This is a genomic window from Cereibacter sp. Soil_C_27, assembly GCF_057657095.1.
In genome coordinates this window covers 240,172-255,088 of sequence record NZ_JBDGJD010000003.1, presented here as the reverse complement: position 1 = coordinate 255,088, position 14,917 = coordinate 240,172, and the positions used below count along the sequence as shown (strand labels likewise).

15 protein-coding genes are annotated in these 14,917 nt (G+C 68.0%); 7 read left to right on the top strand and 8 right to left on the bottom strand.

The window, feature by feature from the left end; genetic code table 11:
- Positions 1-3: 3 nt before the first annotated feature.
- From AC3A5Z_RS13225 to AC3A5Z_RS13200, 6 genes are all read right to left on the bottom strand, one after another.
- Positions 4-741 (bottom strand): FadR/GntR family transcriptional regulator, encoded by a 738-nt coding sequence (locus AC3A5Z_RS13225; protein WP_487519813.1) that lies wholly within the window; start codon positions 739-741, stop codon positions 4-6.
- The gene (gene yjfF / locus AC3A5Z_RS13220; protein ID WP_487519812.1) at positions 738-1,691 is read right to left on the bottom strand and encodes a galactofuranose ABC transporter, permease protein YjfF; all 954 of its coding nucleotides are present in this window, start codon (positions 1,689-1,691) and stop codon (positions 738-740) included. Before yjfF ends, AC3A5Z_RS13225 begins: the two co-directional genes overlap by 4 nt.
- Positions 1,688-2,683 (bottom strand): ABC transporter permease, encoded by a 996-nt coding sequence (locus AC3A5Z_RS13215; protein ID WP_487519811.1) that lies wholly within the window; start codon positions 2,681-2,683, stop codon positions 1,688-1,690. Before AC3A5Z_RS13215 ends, yjfF begins: the two co-directional genes overlap by 4 nt.
- Positions 2,680-4,185 carry a sugar ABC transporter ATP-binding protein gene (locus AC3A5Z_RS13210; protein ID WP_487519810.1) on the bottom strand — a complete coding sequence of 502 codons (1,506 nt, stop codon included), beginning with the start codon at positions 4,183-4,185 and terminating at the stop codon, positions 2,680-2,682. The genes AC3A5Z_RS13215 and AC3A5Z_RS13210 overlap by 4 nt, the downstream gene beginning before the upstream one ends.
- Before the next feature lie 103 nt (positions 4,186-4,288).
- On the bottom strand, positions 4,289-5,242 hold the full coding sequence (gene ytfQ, locus AC3A5Z_RS13205) for a galactofuranose ABC transporter, galactofuranose-binding protein YtfQ (RefSeq protein WP_136791653.1): 954 nt from the start codon (positions 5,240-5,242) through the stop codon (positions 4,289-4,291).
- A 57-nt stretch (positions 5,243-5,299) separates the two neighbouring features.
- Positions 5,300-6,193: a ChuX/HutX family heme-like substrate-binding protein gene (locus AC3A5Z_RS13200; protein WP_487519809.1), complete on the bottom strand. Its 894-nt coding sequence runs from the start codon at positions 6,191-6,193 to the stop codon at positions 5,300-5,302.
- Between the two features lie 58 nt (positions 6,194-6,251).
- Between AC3A5Z_RS13200 and AC3A5Z_RS13195 the strand changes: the two genes are divergently transcribed.
- The gene (locus AC3A5Z_RS13195) at positions 6,252-7,121 is read left to right on the top strand and encodes a cytochrome c oxidase assembly protein (RefSeq protein ID WP_487519808.1); all 870 of its coding nucleotides are present in this window, start codon (positions 6,252-6,254) and stop codon (positions 7,119-7,121) included.
- Positions 7,111-7,617, top strand: a complete 507-nt coding sequence (locus tag AC3A5Z_RS13190; RefSeq protein ID WP_487519807.1) for a CopD family protein — start codon at positions 7,111-7,113, stop codon at positions 7,615-7,617. The genes AC3A5Z_RS13195 and AC3A5Z_RS13190 overlap by 11 nt, the downstream gene beginning before the upstream one ends.
- On the opposite strand, the gene AC3A5Z_RS13185 is transcribed toward AC3A5Z_RS13190, so the two are convergent.
- A complete protein-coding gene (locus AC3A5Z_RS13185) occupies positions 7,587-8,102 on the bottom strand; it encodes a DUF2231 domain-containing protein (protein WP_487519806.1) in 516 nt (171 codons plus the stop codon). The genes AC3A5Z_RS13190 and AC3A5Z_RS13185 overlap by 31 nt on opposite strands.
- 123 nt (positions 8,103-8,225) lie before the next feature.
- Here AC3A5Z_RS13185 and AC3A5Z_RS13180 point away from each other — a divergent pair, with 123 nt between their 5' ends.
- From AC3A5Z_RS13180 to AC3A5Z_RS13160, 5 genes are all read left to right on the top strand, one after another.
- Positions 8,226-8,768: a cytochrome c oxidase subunit II gene (locus tag AC3A5Z_RS13180; protein ID WP_487519805.1), complete on the top strand. Its 543-nt coding sequence runs from the start codon at positions 8,226-8,228 to the stop codon at positions 8,766-8,768.
- Positions 8,765-11,230: a cytochrome c oxidase subunit I gene (ctaD, locus tag AC3A5Z_RS13175; RefSeq protein WP_487519804.1), complete on the top strand. Its 2,466-nt coding sequence runs from the start codon at positions 8,765-8,767 to the stop codon at positions 11,228-11,230. Before AC3A5Z_RS13180 ends, ctaD begins: the two co-directional genes overlap by 4 nt.
- The gene (locus tag AC3A5Z_RS13170; protein WP_487519803.1) at positions 11,227-11,529 is read left to right on the top strand and encodes a hypothetical protein; all 303 of its coding nucleotides are present in this window, start codon (positions 11,227-11,229) and stop codon (positions 11,527-11,529) included. The genes ctaD and AC3A5Z_RS13170 overlap by 4 nt, the downstream gene beginning before the upstream one ends.
- 70 nt (positions 11,530-11,599) lie before the next feature.
- Entirely contained in the window at positions 11,600-12,118 is a 519-nt protein-coding gene (locus AC3A5Z_RS13165; protein ID WP_487519802.1) for an HdeD family acid-resistance protein, read from the top strand.
- Between the two features lie 147 nt (positions 12,119-12,265).
- A complete protein-coding gene (locus tag AC3A5Z_RS13160) occupies positions 12,266-13,711 on the top strand; it encodes an aldehyde dehydrogenase (RefSeq protein ID WP_487519801.1) in 1,446 nt (481 codons plus the stop codon).
- A gap of 27 nt (positions 13,712-13,738) precedes the next feature.
- Here the strand turns inward: AC3A5Z_RS13160 and AC3A5Z_RS13155 are convergent, their stop codons facing one another.
- Positions 13,739-14,902 carry a mandelate racemase/muconate lactonizing enzyme family protein gene (locus tag AC3A5Z_RS13155; RefSeq protein ID WP_487519800.1) on the bottom strand — a complete coding sequence of 388 codons (1,164 nt, stop codon included), beginning with the start codon at positions 14,900-14,902 and terminating at the stop codon, positions 13,739-13,741.
- Positions 14,903-14,917: the final 15 nt, after the last annotated feature.

Sequence of the window (14,917 nt, the reverse complement as noted above, 5' to 3'; positions counted from 1 at the left end):
GGATCACTCCTGCGCCGTGAGCACCTGCGACAGCCGGCTGCGGCCGAAGCCGATCACCGCCCCCATCGCCGCGGCGGCGGCATCGGCGTCGCGCGCGGCGATGGCCTCGACGATGCGGCCATGGGCGTCGGCCACCTCGGCCTGAACCCCGGGATCGGCGGCAGGCGAACTGAGCCGGAAGGACGAAAGCAGGGCCGCTTCGATCACCGCACCGACGGAATACATGAAGACATTGCCGGAAGCCTCAAGAACTGCTGAATGAAATGCCAGATCCGCAAGGGCGAAGGCGCGGTCGTCGGGGGCGTTGCGCATCGCCTCGACATGGGTTTCGAGGCGGGTGACATCCTCTGCCCCCGCATGGGCTGCGGCCAGACGCGCGGCATGGGGCTCGATCGACAGGCGCATTTCGAACAACTGGTGCAGGAAACCGCTGCCGATCCCACTGTCGAGATGCCATGTCAGAACATCGGCGTCGAAGAGGTTCCAGTTGCGGCGCGGCGTGACCTTGGTGCCGATCCGGGCGCGGGCGATCAGCAGCCCCTTGGCCGCCAGCGTCTTCATCGCCTCGCGCAGGACGGTGCGCGACACGCCATAGGTCAGCTCCAGCTCGTCATCCCCGGGCAGCAGCGTGCCGGGCAGGAAGCGGCCCTCGACGATGGCGCGGCCCAAGGCCTGCACCACCTGCGCATGGTTGTTGCCCGCCCTGCGGCCACCGAAGCCTTTTTCCAGCAGGCGGGTCATCGCGGACCCAGTCTCAGCAGGGCTTTCTGCAGCAGGATGAACAGGAACAACAGGCCACCGATCACGATCTTGGTCCACCAGCTCGAGAGCGAGCCGTCGAAGACGATGTAGGTCTGGATCAACCCCATGGTCAAGACGCCGATCAGCGTGCCCACGACGTAGCCGCTGCCACCGCTCAAGAGCGTGCCGCCGATCACCACGGCGGCGATGGCGTTCAGCTCCACTCCCACGGTGGCGAGGGGATAACCCGCCGAGGTGTAGATGGCGAAGACAATCCCGGCGAGTCCGGCCATGAAGCCGGAGAAGGCGTAGATCAGCACGGTGGTCCGGGCGATGGGCACGCCCATCAGCCGGGCCGTCGCCTCGCCGCCGCCGAGCGCCATGACATTGGCGCCGAAGCGGGTGCGATGCGCGACGAGGGCGCCGACGAGGACCGAGGCCAGCATGATGCCAGCGATCAGGTGCAGGCGGCCCTTGCCGGGCATCAGCCAATAGGCGCCCTGCAGCGATTTGAAGAACGGATCGTCGATCGGCACGGAGTCGATGCTCAGCACATAGGCGAGGCCGCGGGCGAGGAACATGCCCGCCAGCGTGACGATGAAGGGCGGCATGGCGAGGAGGTGGATCAGCCCGCCCATCGCCGCGCCGAAGCAGGTGGTCAGAGCCAGAAGCAGCGCCAGCACCAGAAGCGGCGGCAGCGCGGTGTCGCGCAGCATCACCGCGATGAACACTCCGGCGAAGGCGATCACCGAGCCGACCGACAGGTCGATCCCGCCCGAGAGGATCACCACCGTCATGCCGATGGCCGCGATTCCGAGATAGGCGTTATCGGTCAGCAGGTTGCCGACGACTCTTGTCGAAAGCATCGAAGGAAACTGCAGGATGCAGATCGCATAGGCCAGAAGGAAGATCGCCGTGGTGGCGAGAAGCGGCAGCAGGCGCGGGTTCATTCGCCAGCCTCCTTCGGTCTTGCCAGCGGCGCGCGGCGCGGCAGGGCGAAGGCCTGCGCCAGCCGCGGCGACTGCAGCATGAGGATGACGACGACCAGCCCCGCCTTGATAACGAGGTTGAACTCCGACGGGTAACCCGCGAGAAGAATGCCGGTATTTATCGATTGGATGATCATGGCGCCAAGGAGTGAGCCGAGGATCGAGAAGCGCCCCCCGAGCAGCGAGTTGCCGCCGATCACCACGGCGAGGATCGCGTCGAGCTCCAGCCAAAGCCCGGTGTTGTTGGCATCGGCGCCGCGGATGTCGGCGGTGACGATAAGCCCGGCGATGGCTGCGAAGAGCCCGGCGATCAGGTAGACCGCCACCAGCAGGACGCGGGTGTTCAGCCCCGCGAGGGTGCTCGCGCGCGGGTTCACCCCGACCGCCTCGATCAGCAGGCCGAGCGCGGTCTGGCGTACGACCAGCCCGGTGACGGCTCCGGCGGCGATCCAGATCAGCGCCGGCACCGGCACGCCCAGCAGACTGCCCGAGCCGAGGAAGGCGAGACCCTCGTGCGAGAAGGTCAGGATCGTGCCCTGTGTGACCAGCTGTGCCACGCCGCGCCCGGCGACCATCAGGATCAGCGTTGCGACGATGGGCTGGATGCCGAAGGCCGCCACCAGAAGCCCGTTCCAGATGCCGCAGAGCATGCCTGCACCGAGCGCCAGCCCCAGCGCCGCGCCAAGGCCGTGACCGCCGACGATGGCCCAGGCCGCGACCGCGCCGCAGATCGCCATGACCGCGCCGACCGAGAGGTCGATGCCGCGCGTGGCGATCACCAGCGTCATGCCGATGGCGAGGAGGGCGACCGGCGCGCCGCGCTTCAGGATGTCGATGGGCGCGCCGACCAGCCTGCCGTTGCTGAACTCGACCGACAGGAAGCCGGGGAAGACCAGCGAGATCAGCACGATCACCGCGGCAAGCGTCAGGAGTTGCGGGGCGAGGCGTTTCATGCCGCATCCCCCGCGGCAATGGCGTCGACGATGCGGTCCGCCGTCAGCCCGCCGCCCGCCAGCTCCGCCACATGCCGGCGGTCGCGCAGCACGATCACCCGGTCCGAGACCGCGACGAGCTCCTCCAGCTCCGAGGAGATCACCAGAAGCGACATGCCCTCGGCCACCAGCCGGCGGATCAGCCGCAGGATCTCGGCATGGGCGCCGACATCGATGCCGCGCGTCGGCTCGTCGAGGATCAGGAAGCGCGGGTTCATCGCCAGCCAGCGGGCGAGGATCACCTTCTGCTGGTTGCCGCCCGACAGAAGGCCCACCGGCTTTTCCGGGCCGGGGGTGCGGATGTCGAGCTGGCGGATGTAGTCGGTCGCCAGCCGGGTCTGTTCGGCACGGGGGATCGGTTTCGCCCAGCCGCGGCGGGCCTGCAGCGCCAGCACGATGTTCTCGCGCACGCTCAGATCGGCGATGATGCCATCGGTCTTGCGATCCTCGGGGGCAAAGCCGAAGCCCGCCGCGATGGCCTCGCGCGGGCTGGCGAGGCTCAGCGGCCGGTCGCCGTCCCGCGCCTCGCCGGTATCGCGGGGCGAAAGGCCGAAGAGCAGCTCGGCGCTCTCGGTGCGGCCGGAACCGAGCAGCCCGGCCATGCCGATGACCTCGCCCTGCCGCACCTCCAGATCGAAGGGCTCCACCGCGCCACGCCGCCCGCAGCCGCGAAAACTCAACATGCCGGGCGCGTCGTTCAGCTGCGCGGGGGCATGGGCCGCCTCCTGCGCCGCCAGATCTCGGCCCAGCATCATGGCAATCAGCCGGTGACGGTCGACCTCGGCCGCTTCGGTCGTGGCGATGAGCCTCCCGTTGCGCAGCACCGTCAGCCGGTCGGAAATGCGGAAGACCTGATCGAGGAAATGCGAGATGAAGATGATCCCCAGCCCCTTGGCGCGCAGCCGCTCGACCACGCCGAACAGAAGCTCCACCTCGCGCGCGTCGAGGCTGGCTGTCGGCTCGTCGAGGATCAGCACCTTGCCCGACAGCGCCACCGCGCGGGCGATGGCGACGATCTGCTGCACCGCCACCGAATAGCTGCCCAGATCGCGGTTCACGTTGATCTCAAGGCCGTAGCCCGCCAGCATGGCCTCGGCCTCGGCCTTCATGGCGCGGCGGTCGATCAGGCCGAAGCGGCGCGGCTGGCGGCCGAGCGTCAGGTTCTCGGCCACCGTCAGGTTCGCCAGAAGGTTCACCTCCTGATAGACGGTGCCGATCCCCAGCGCCTGCGCTTCCAGCGTACTGGCGGGCGAGATCGGCTGGCCGTGAAGCAGGATCGTGCCGGAGTCGCGCCGCATGGCGCCGGTCAGGCATTTAACCAGCGTCGACTTGCCGGCGCCATTCTCGCCCAGAAGGGCATGGACCTCGCCGGGGCGCAGGTCGAAATCGATGTCGGTCAGGGCCTTGGTGCCCGGAAAGCCCTTGTTCAGGCCCCGGGCCGACAGGATCGGAGAAGCATCCACAGGCAGCGCTTTCGATGGGGAAGAGAGCCGCCGGACCGGCGCACCGGCCCGGCGTTGTGCTGAGGGCGGGGGACAGAGGGGCGGGTTGCCCGCCCCCCGGCGATCAGTAGCCCAGATCCTTGCGCTGCTCGTAGACCGCCTGCGGATCGTCGGCCTGGGTGTAGAGCTTGGACTCGGTCTGGATGAACTTCTCGGGCATGGTGCCGTCCTTCCAGTAGGCCGCCAGCGCGTCGAAGGCGGGGCCGGCCATGTTCGGCGTCAGCTCCACCGTGGCATTGGCCTCGCCCGCCGCCATGGCAAGGAAGATGTCCGGCACGGCGTCGATCGAGACCACCTTGATGTCGGTCCCCGGCTTCAGCCCGGCCTCCTTGATCGCCTGGATCGCGCCCACCGCCATGTCGTCGTTATGGGCGTAGAGCGCGCAGATGTCCTTGCCGCCGTTCTCGGCCTGCAGGAAGCTCTCCATCACCTCCTTGCCGCGCGCGCGGGTGAAATCGCCGGTCTGACTGCGGACGATCTCGATGTTGTCGGCCCCGGCGATGCCCTCCTCGAAGCCCTTCTTGCGGTCGATGGCGGGGGAGGAGCCTGTGGTGCCCTGCAATTCGACGACGCGGCACTCGGCGCCGGCCACCTCGTCCACCAGCCATTTGCCGGCAACGCGGCCCTCTTCCACGAGGTCGGAGCCGACGGCGGTCAGGTAGAGCTCCTTGTCGCTGTCCACCATCCGGTCGAGCAGCACCACCGGGATCTCGGCCTCCTTGGCCTCTTCCAGCACCGCATCCCAGCCGGTCGCCACCACGGGCGCCACCAGGATGGCGTCGACGCCCTGCGCGATGAAGGACCGCAGCGCCGCGATCTGGTTCTCCTGCTTCTGCTGGGCATCCGAGAATTTCAGATCGATGCCGCGTTCTTCGGCCTGTTGGCGGGTCACGGTGGTCTCGGCGGCGCGCCAGCCCGATTCCGATCCGATCTGCGAGAATCCGACGGTCTGCGCCGCCGCGAGACCCGCGGTCAGCGTGAGCGCGGTGCTGCCCGCGATCAGTGTCTTGGTAAGCATTGATGTTCCTCCCTGACGCTGCCCTCCACAGCAGCCTGGAAAGAAAATCATATTATATTACTTTTGGGAAGGCATTCCTTGGGCGCAATCCAGCGTCCCGACCATCTCCTGCCAGAGGGCGAGGCTGGCCGGTCGGGCGTCGATCTGCAGGATCAGCCGCCCCGACCCATCCAGCGCCTGCAGCGTGGGCGCGGCGCTCTGCCCGGTGAGCCAGACCTGCTCCAGATGGTCGGTGCGCAGATGCAGGTTGAAGCGCGGGTCCATCACGTTGATCCAGTGCCCCGTCGGCACGATGCTGTGCACCGGCCCGCTATAGATCTGGGTGCAGCCCGGATTGCCGACGGCGAGCCTGAGCCCGATGCCGCGCGCCGCCGAACGCTCCAGCAGATGGGTCACCGCCTCGGGGGACAGCCGCCGCAGCTTCAGGCGGGGGACCACCGCAGGCTCCGGCGCGCGGGGCGCGAGGGGCAGGTGGTCGGACTGGTCGGCCAGACGCAGGCTTTCGACCAGCCGCGCGAAGGCCGCGACGTCGCTCTCCTCCGTCAGGTGGATCTTGTGCACCGCGTCGCCCGCCGCGTCGAAGATCTGCAGCGAGCGCTTGGTCGCCTTGGCCGTCGGTTCGGTGACGGCGAAGCCATGCACCCAATGGGCGGGGCGCAGGCAAAGCTCGATCTCCGGCCCGCGCAAGATCGGATGCACGCCGCGCTCATAGCCCTCGTAGCGGCCCTGCCGCTCCTGCACCGCCGAGCTATTGCGGGTCAGCGCCAGCGCCTCGCCCAAGGCGGCAGCCAAGGGCAGCAGCCGGTCGGGATCGGCGGCGATCCGCACCACCTGCGGCCCGGCGAAGGCCGCGACCAGAGCGGCCTCGGCGATGCCGTGACCCTCGGCGAAATCGCGGGCGCGGGCGCGGTGATCTGCAGCGCGGGCCTGACGGATATCTTCGGGAGTCATGGTCTTGTCCTTTGTGTTGCTGGCGCTCCCGGCCTGCCACAGGGCGCGGCCAAAGGGCATGCCGCATACTGCCGCTGCCCAAGGCGCCGACAGAGATCACGAAAAGCGGAACCGGACCGCCGCCTCGCGGGTTTGCACCCAGAAGCTGACACCGGAGGAGGAGCATCGTGACCCGCAGCGGCCCCCTGATCGCGCCATCCGGCGTCTGGGCCTGCGCATGATCGAGGCGTTGGCCGGAGTCTATTGCGGCCCTGCACCCCTTCCGGACGGGATCTGGTCGCAGTGGAACGGCGACCCCATGCTGCTGGCGGCACTGGCCTTGGCGGCCTACGCGCTGCGCCGCTCGACGGCGGGGCTTGCAGGCATCGCGGTTCTGGTTGTCGCCTTCGTCTCGCCGCTCTGCGCGCTGTCCGCCGCGCTCTTCTCGGCGCGGGTGGTGCATCACGTGCTGCTGCTGGCCGTCGCGGCGCCGCTGCTGGCGCTGGCCCTGCCGAGGGCGCGGGACGGCGTGGCCTTGCCCTTCACCCTCTTCACCGCGCTGCTCTGGATCTGGCACCTGCCGGCAGCCTATGATGCGGCGCTGTCGAATTATGCGGTCTACTGGCTGATGCAGGCCACGCTGCTCGGCTCGGCATTTGTCTTCTGGCAGGCGGTGTTCAGCCCGTCGCAGGCGGGGGGCGGCAATCTGCTGGCGCTGCTTGCAGCCTATGTGCAGATGGCGCTGCTGGGCGCGCTTCTGACCTTCGCGCCGGATGCGCTCTACGCGATTCATGCCACGGCGCCGCTGGCCTGGGGCTTCACGGCGCTTGCCGATCAGCAGCTTGGCGGGCTCATCATGTGGGTGCCGGCGGGGCTGCCCTTCGCGCTCTGGGGCGGGTGGCTGGCGCGGCGCGCCTGGCGGCAGATCGGTTCTGCCCATGTGGTATGAGGCGGTCATCCCGCATCTGAAGGCGCTGCACATCGTCATGCTGCTGGTCTGGTGCGGCGGGCTCTTCGCGCTGCCGCTGATGCTCGGACGGCACGATCCGGCGGTGGGGCAGGCGGATTACTCGCGCATCCGCCGCGCCACGCATTACAGCTACACCTTCATCGTCACCCCCGCCGCGGTGCTTGCCATCGCCTCGGGCGCGGCGCTGATCTTCGCACGCGAGATCTTCCACCTCTGGCTTTTTGCCAAGCTGGTGGGGGTTGCCGGGCTCGTCGCCTTTCACGCCTGGGTCGGCAACACGCTGGTCGAGGTGGCCGAGACCGAGGGCACGCACATGCCGCCCTCGCCGCTGTTGCCCTTGCTGATCCTGTTGATCCCCATCACCGCGATCCTGACGCTGGTTCTTGCCAAGCCGGAACTGCAGGAGATCGCGATGCCGGACTGGCTGACCACGCCGAGGGGCATTCAGTTGCCCTTCGACGTGCCCAGCCGATAGTCGAAGACGAGTTTCCCGCCATGCCAGCCAGTGACCGAAACCACCAGCACCGCGAAGCCCGAGATCAGGATGCCGTAAGGCAGAACTGCGGATTCGAAGCCGCTCAGGCGGTAACCCCAGTTGCTGCCGAGCACGGCGAGCAGCAGCACGGCGATGACGAAATGCGTCCAGGCCGCGGCGCGGGCGCGGATGCCGGGCACCATCAGCAACTCTGCCGTGCCGGTCAGCCCGGCAGCGAGACCGAAGAGAAACGCCGTGCCCGCGGCCCAGACCGCCGCGCGTGCCCAGAAGACATCGCCTGTCAGCCAGTAGAGCACGTCGGCGCCCAAGGTGCAGAAGGTCAGCGCCACCGGGAAGGCCACGGTCATCGCATGGGCCGGATGACCCCAGATGCCGATCCTCGACTCGGTCTCTTCGAAGGCGGGGCTGCTGCTGATCGGGTCGATCAGGGTGTCTTCGTCGGTCTGGATCTGCGGCTCGGGCATCGGGCTCTCCGTGTTGCGGCTGCCACGCTAACGCCTGTCGCGCTCAGCGGTTGCGAAAAAACTCTGTCCACCCTGCATCCCGCCGGGCCGGCGGCGCAGGAGATCGCGACGCTCTGGTGGGTGATGCTGGCCGGGGCAGTGGCGATCTTTGCCTTCGTCATGGTGCTCCTGACGCTGGCTTTCCGCAAGCCCGGGCGCAAGGCGGGCGAGGGGCTCTGGCTCGCCGGGCTGGGCCTTGGCTTCCCGCTGACGGTTCTGGGAGCACTTCTGGTCTACGGGTTGATGGTCGGCGAGCGGCTGATGCCGCGCGATCATCCCGACCGGGTGACGGTCAGCGCCGAGGCGCGGCAGTGGGAGTGGCGCTTCGGCTATGCCGACCGTCCGGGGCATCAGACGACTGGCCTCCTGCACATCCCCGCCGGTCGGCCCGTGGATGTGGAGATCACCAGCCTCGACGTGATCCACGGCTTCTGGGTGCCAAGGCTGGCGGGCAAGCTCGACGCGGTGCCCGGCCATGTGAACGTGCTCAGGATCGAGGCCTGGGAGCCGGGCGACTATGCCGGGGTCAGCGCCGAATTCAGCGGCGTGGGCTACCGCGAACACCGTTTCACCGTCCGTGCGCTCGATGCCGCCGGATGGGACGCATTCCTGAAAGGCACCGAATGACCGCTCTGCGCCGCCACCGCGCCCTTACGAGGATCTGGGCTTCCGAGCCCGGCTGGCGCGGCTGGTTCACCACGGTGAACCACAGCGACATCGGGCTGATGTTCATGGCCGTCTCGGCCTTCCACTTCCTCGTGGCGGGTGTGCTGGCCATGCTGATCCGGGCGCAGCTCGCCTCACCCCGGTCGGAGTTCATGGGCGCGGAGGTCTACAATCAGGTCTTCACGATGCATGGCACCATCATGATGTTCCTCTTCGCCATCCCGATGTTCGAGGGGCTGACGATCTACCTCTTGCCCAAGCTGCTGGGCAACCGCGACCTCGCCTATCCGCGGCTCAGCGCCTACGGCTTCTGGTGCTATCTCTTCGGCGGCTCGATGCTGATTTTCTCGCTGGTCGCGGGGCTGGCGCCCGACAGCGGCTGGTTCATGTATCCGCCGCTGTCCTCCACCATCGGCTCGCCCGGGATCAACCCGGATTTCTGGCTGATCGGCATTACCTTCGTCGAGATCTCGGCGATCTCGGCGGCGGTCGAGATCGTCGTCACCGTGCTGCGCTACCGGGCGCCGGGCATGTCGCTGGCGAAGATGCCGATCTACGCCTGGTATGCGCTGATCACCGCGATGATGATCCTCACCGGCTTTCCGCCGCTGATCCTCGGCTCGATCCTGCTGGAGCTGGAGCGCGCCTTCGGCCTGCCGTTCTTCCAAGTGGCGGAGGGGGGCGACAGCCTGCTCTGGCAGCACCTGTTCTGGCTCTTCGGCCATCCGGAGGTCTACATCATCTTCCTGCCCGCCGCGGGCGTGATCTCCACCATCCTGCCGGTGATGGCCCGCACCTCGCTGATGGGTTACGGCTGGATCGTCGCCGCCGCCGCCTCGCTCGGGGTGCTGAGCTTCGGGCTCTGGGTGCATCACATGTTCACCACGGGCATCCCGCATCTGAGCCTCGCCTTCTTCTCGGCGGCCTCGACGCTGGTCGCGGTGCCGACGGCGGTGCAGATCTTTGCCTGGATCGGCACGCTGACCAAGGGCCGGCCCGAGTTGCACCTGCCGCTGCGCTGGATTCTCGCCTTCTTCGCCACCTTCGTGATCGGCGGGCTGACCGGGGTCATGGTTGCGGTGGTGCCCTTCGACTGGCAGGTGCATGACACCCACTTCATCGTGGCCCATCTGCATTACGTCCTCGTCGGCGGCTTCGTCTTCCCGATGCTGGCGGCACTTTACTACTGGCTGCCGCATGTCTCGGGGCGGAAACGGTTTTTCCGGCTGGGCGAGACGGCCTTCTGGCTTATCACGCTCGGCTTCCACGTCACCTTCCTCGCCGTGCACTGGGTCGGGCTGATGGGCCAAAGGCGGCGGACCGAGACCTATGACGCGGGGCAGGGCTGGGAGGCGATCAACCTGATCTCCTCGATCGGCGCCTTCGTCATGGCGATGGGCTTCGCGCTGGTCATCATCGACATCGCGGTGAACGCCACGGTGGCGATCCGCGGCAGGCGCAACCCGTGGCAGGCGGGAACGCTGGAATGGGCGATGCCGACCCCGGCGCCAGCCTACAACTTCGCCAGCCTGATGCCGATCGACAGCCGCGATCCGCTGCATGTCGATCCCTCGCTGCCGCTGCGCATGGCACGAGGCGAAGGCTATCTCGGCACTGCGCGCGACGGGCTGCGCGAGACGCTGACGGTGGAGATCTCCAGCGGCCGCCCATCCTATCTGGTGATCCAGCCGGGCAACAGCATCCTGCCGATGATCATGGCGCTGGTGACGGGGCTGTTCTTCCTCGGGCTGCTGATCAAGGCCTATTGGCTGGTGCCGATCGCCGCCCTCGGTGTCGGCGCGCTGGCGTTGCGCTGGGTCTGGGACCTGGGTGCGCGGCGTTCGCCGGGACAGGTGGATGTGGGGCAGGGGCTGTCGTTGCCGACGGCGGGAGATATCGCCGATCCGCCCGGCTGGTGGGGCACGCTGTTCCTGCTGTTGGCCGATGCCACGCTCTTCGGCTCTCTGCTCTTCGGCTATGCCTTCCTCTGGACCGTCGCGCCGAACTGGCCGCCGCCCGCCTGGCTCGCGCCGGAGCCCGCGATGCTGCTGCTCGCGCTCTGCGGGCTGGCGGTCCCTCTGGGTACGCGGCTCGTGCTGCGGGGGCAGGCGGTGGTGGGGCTCGCACTGGCGGTTGCCGGGACAGCCGCGCTCCTGGTGGCGGTGGCGCTGGTGCTCGTGGCGCTGCCGGAGCCGCAGGCCCATGCCTATGATGCGACGGTCTGGGTGCTGATGGGTTATGTGGTGCTGCACGGCATCGTCGCGCTGATGATGCTGGGCTTCCTCGCCCTGCGCCTGGCCGCCGGGCACCTTTCTGCCGGCCGGCCCGGAGAGTTGCGCGTCTGCCAGCTCTGGGTCGATTACACCATTGCCACGGCCTTCCTGAGCCTTGCCGCTGCGGCTTTGCCGGGGATGATGCCATGAGCGACATCCTGCGCCTTTCCGTGCCGCTGACGCTCTGGCTGGCGCTGTTCAGTCTGGTTTACGGGCTGCACGGTGCCACCTGCGCGCTCGGCGAGACGCCGATCACGGGGCGGGTGGTGATGGTTGCCGTCTGGATCGCCGGGGTCGGGCTGCAGGCAGCGATGCTCTTTGCGTTGCGCCACCCGCGCTTCACCGCCCGCTCGCCGACGATCCGGCGGGCGAGCCTCGCGCTCTCGACGACCGCGCTTTTCGCGTCCGTCTGGAGCCTGTTTCCCGTGCTGGTGCTGCCGCTGTGCTGACCCGCCGGGCCCATCCCGGACCCTGAGGCAGACCCACAGGGCCCGGACCGACGCTGGAAGGAAAACTTGCATGACGCATTGGCGCTGGTGGATCGTTGTCGGGGTGGTTTTTCTGATCGGCGGGCTTCTCGCGCTCGCCAATCCGCTGGCCGCGACGATCACCGCCGTGAACCTTGCCGGGGCGATGCTGCTGCTGGGCGGGATCATCCAGCTCTATTCGGTCTTCCGCGCCATCGGGGTGGAGCTGCACCTCGGTTCGGGGTTGCTTGCGTTCTTCGCCATCGTGCTGGGCGTGCTGCTTCTGGCGCGGCCTTTCGAGGGGATGATCGCGCTGACATGGCTCGTCGCCGCCTACATGCTGGCCGCCGGCAGCGTGAAGACGGCCATGGCGCCGGCGCTGCGCGGCAGCCGGGCCTTCTGGCCGGTGCTGATCTCGGGCCTCTTGTCGGTGGTGCTGTCGGTGATGATCTTCGCTAACTTTCCCGAAGCGGCGGCAACGCTGCTCGGTGTTCTTCTGGCGGTCGATCTGATCTCCACCGGCATCTGCGTCATGGCACTGGCGCTGACCGCACGGGCCATTGGGCGGTAATAGAATTACATAATCAACATTATGAGATATAGACCAGCTTGCCCGGTGCCCTTTGTTTCCATGGCTCGTCCCGGCCCCAATGCGAGACTGGCGGCTCCTTGGAAGCCTCGTTAACCTCTGCGTCAAAGCAGTGATGAGGTGACGTGCATGGCTCTGGGACTCCTGATTGACGGCGTGAGCGGGCCGGCGGATGCCGGCGGGACTTTCGACCGCTGCGACCCGGTGACCGGCGCCGTCGCCACCACGGCCGCCGCCGCCCGGGCCTCCGACGTCGCCCGCGCCGTCGAGGCCGCGGGCCGCGCTTTCCCGGCATGGTCCGAGACCGGGCCAAGCGAGCGCCGCAAGATCCTGAACCGCGCCGCCGACATCCTTGAGGAGCGCGCGCCGGCGTTCATCGAGAAGGGCATCGCCGAGACGGGCGCCACCGCGCCGTGGCTCGGTTTCAACTGCATGTTCGGTGCCAGGATCCTGCGCGAGGCCGCGGCGGCGACCACCCAGATCAAGGGCGACATCATCCCCTCGGACAAGCCCGGCACGCTGGCCATGGGCATCCGCCAGCCTGTCGGCGTGCTGGTCGGCATGGCGCCGTGGAACGCGCCGGTGATCCTCGGCCTGCGCGCCGTCGCCATGCCCATCGCCTGCGGCAACACCATCGTGCTCAAGGCCTCAGAGATGTGCCCCGGCCTGCACCGCATGATCGGTGACGTGCTGGAGGCGGCGGGTCTGCCCAAGGGCGTGCTCAACGTGATCACCCATGCCGCAGAAGACGCGCCCGAGGTGGTCTCGGCCCTGATCGCGCATCCGCTGGTCAAGCGCATCAACTTCACCGGCTCGTCGAAGGTGGGCCGGATCATCGCCGAACAGGCGGGGCGGCTCCTGAAGCCGGTGCTGCTGGAGCTGGGCGGCAAGGCGCCGCTGGTCATCCTCGACGATGCCGACCTCGACGGCGCAGTGAACGCCGCGGCCTTCGGCGCCTTCATGAACCAGGGCCAGATCTGCATGTCGACCGAGCGCATCATCATCGACGAGAAGGTGGCGGACGCCTTCGTCGAAAAGTTCGCCGCCAAGGCCCGGGCCCTGCCCCATGGCAACCCGCGCGACAAGGTCGTGCTCGGGGCAGTGGTGAGTCAAGGCGCGGTGGACCGGGTGCATGCGCTGCTTGCGGATGCGACGGCACAGGGTGCCACGCTGGTCGCAGGCGGAACGGCCGCGGGCACGGTGATGAGCGCCACGGTCGTCGATCACGTCACCCCGGCGATGCAGCTGTTCAGCGAGGAGTCCTTCGGCCCGATCGTCTGCGTCATCCGCGTCAAGGACACCGAGGAGGCGATCCGCTGTGCCAACGCCTCCGAGTACGGGCTTTCGTCGGCGGTCTTCGGGCGCGATCTTGACCGGGCGATGAAGGTGGCCCGGCGGATCGAGGCCGGGATCTGCCACATCAACGGCCCCACCGTGCAGGACGAGGCGCAGATGCCCTTTGGCGGCGTCAAGGCCAGCGGCTACGGCAGGTTCGGCGGCGAGGCGGCCATCGCCGAGTTCACCGAACTGCGTTGGATCACCATCGAGGACCCGGGCCAGCACTACCCGTTCTGACCTTGAAGCGCGCTGCGCGGAGGGCGCCTACTCCGCCAGCGCCCGCATCTCCTGCGCCAGATCGCGCTTGCCCTCGAAGCCGATGCCCGGCAGATCCGGCATGGTGATGTGCCCGTCTTCGACCGCCACGCCATCCGGAAAGCCGCCGTAGGGCTGGAACAGGTCGGGGTAGCTCTCGTTGCCGCCCAGACCCAGCCCCGCGGCGATGTTCAGCGACATCTGATGGCCGCCATGCGGGATGCAGCGGGTGGGAGACCAGCCGAACTGTCGCAGCACGTCGAGGGTGCGCAGATATTCGACCAGCCCGTAGGACAGGGCGCAATCGAACTGCAGGAAGTCTCGGTCGGGCCGCATGCCACCGTAACGCAAGAGGTTGCGCGCATCCTGATGCGAGAAGAGGTTCTCGCCCGTCGCCATCGGCGCATCGTAGAATTCCGACATCGCGGCCTGCAGCGCGTAGTCGAGCGGATCGCCGATCTCCTCGTACCAGAAGATTGGATAGTCCCGCAGCATCTTCGCATAGGCGATGCCGGTCTCCAGATCGAAGCGGCCGTTGGCGTCGACGGCCAGCCGTGCCTCGGAGCCGATCTCGTCCAGCACCGCCTCGATCCGCGCGCGGTCCTCGTCGAGCGGGGCGCCGCCGATCTTCATCTTCACCACGGTATAGCCCCGGTCGAGATAGCTGCGCATCTCGGCCCTGAGCGCGCCATTGTCCTTGCCCGGGTAGTAGTAGCCGCCCGCGGCATAGACGAAGACCCGCGGATCGGCGCTGCGCCGGTGCAGATCGGCCAGATGGCGGAACAGCGGCTTTTCCTCGATCTTGGCCACCGCGTCCCAGACCGCCATGTCGATTGTGCCGACCGCGACCGAGCGTTCGCCATGCCCGCCCGGCTTTTCGTTGCCCATCATCGCCGCCCAGACGCGATGCGGATCGAGATTGCTGCCCGCGTCGATCAGGAGGCTCTCCGGCGCTGCCTCGAGGATCCGGTCGCGGAAGCGTTCGCGGATCAGCCCGCCCTGCCCGTAGCGACCGTTGGAATTGAAGCCGTAGCCGACCACCCGGCGCCCGTCGCGGATGACGTCGGTCACCACGGCGACGAGGCTGGTCGTCATCTTGCTGAAGTCGATATAGGCGTTGCGGATGGGCGAGACGATCGGCTTGGTTACCTCGCGGATGTCGATGATGCGCATCGTCTTGACCCTTGT

Coding starts and splice junctions, on each gene's coding strand:
- AC3A5Z_RS13165 (WP_487519802.1), top strand. CDS start 11,600: ATGACGCATTGGCGCTGGTGGATCGTTGTCGGGGTGGTTTTTCTGATC.
- AC3A5Z_RS13190 (WP_487519807.1), top strand. CDS start 7,111: ATGTGGTATGAGGCGGTCATCCCGCATCTGAAGGCGCTGCACATCGTC.
- AC3A5Z_RS13225 (WP_487519813.1), bottom strand. CDS start 741: ATGACCCGCCTGCTGGAAAAAGGCTTCGGTGGCCGCAGGGCGGGCAAC.
- AC3A5Z_RS13215 (WP_487519811.1), bottom strand. CDS start 2,683: ATGAAACGCCTCGCCCCGCAACTCCTGACGCTTGCCGCGGTGATCGTG.
- AC3A5Z_RS13195 (WP_487519808.1), top strand. CDS start 6,252: ATGCCGCATACTGCCGCTGCCCAAGGCGCCGACAGAGATCACGAAAAG.
- AC3A5Z_RS13180 (WP_487519805.1), top strand. CDS start 8,226: ATGCTGGCCGGGGCAGTGGCGATCTTTGCCTTCGTCATGGTGCTCCTG.
- AC3A5Z_RS13185 (WP_487519806.1), bottom strand. CDS start 8,102: ATGCCCGAGCCGCAGATCCAGACCGACGAAGACACCCTGATCGACCCG.
- AC3A5Z_RS13160 (WP_487519801.1), top strand. CDS start 12,266: ATGGCTCTGGGACTCCTGATTGACGGCGTGAGCGGGCCGGCGGATGCC.
- AC3A5Z_RS13155 (WP_487519800.1), bottom strand. CDS start 14,902: ATGCGCATCATCGACATCCGCGAGGTAACCAAGCCGATCGTCTCGCCC.
- yjfF (WP_487519812.1), bottom strand. CDS start 1,691: ATGAACCCGCGCCTGCTGCCGCTTCTCGCCACCACGGCGATCTTCCTT.
- ytfQ (WP_136791653.1), bottom strand. CDS start 5,242: ATGCTTACCAAGACACTGATCGCGGGCAGCACCGCGCTCACGCTGACC.
- ctaD (WP_487519804.1), top strand. CDS start 8,765: ATGACCGCTCTGCGCCGCCACCGCGCCCTTACGAGGATCTGGGCTTCC.
- AC3A5Z_RS13200 (WP_487519809.1), bottom strand. CDS start 6,193: ATGACTCCCGAAGATATCCGTCAGGCCCGCGCTGCAGATCACCGCGCC.
- AC3A5Z_RS13170 (WP_487519803.1), top strand. CDS start 11,227: ATGAGCGACATCCTGCGCCTTTCCGTGCCGCTGACGCTCTGGCTGGCG.